Genomic DNA, 273 nt, shown 5'->3' on the forward strand with positions numbered 1-273 from the left:
CGGACGACGAGTCGACCATGTGGTACGTGCGCTCGATCGCCAAGGCGGCCGCGGCCGTCGGGATCGACTGCGGCATCGCCGACCTCGGCCCGTCCACCTCACGGGAGATCGTCCGGGACACGCTTCGCGCCCTGAGCCGGGACCCGGAGGTGCACGGCGTCATCCTGCAGACCCCGCTGCCCGACGGCATGTCGTCGGCCGAACTCGCCGCGGAGATCGACCCGGCCAAGGACGTCGACGGCGCGAACCCGGCGAGCCTCGGGCGCTGCGCGG

Annotated in this window: 1 protein-coding gene; it reads left to right on the plus strand. The window is 73.6% G+C overall.

What is annotated here, in order from left to right; genetic code table 11:
• On the plus strand, positions 1 to 273 hold a 273-nt coding region (locus D471_RS35125), incomplete at both ends, for a tetrahydrofolate dehydrogenase/cyclohydrolase catalytic domain-containing protein (RefSeq protein ID WP_040690311.1).

Source organism: Nocardiopsis lucentensis DSM 44048, from assembly GCF_000341125.1.
Classification (GTDB): Bacteria; Actinomycetota; Actinomycetes; order Streptosporangiales; family Streptosporangiaceae; genus Nocardiopsis; species Nocardiopsis lucentensis.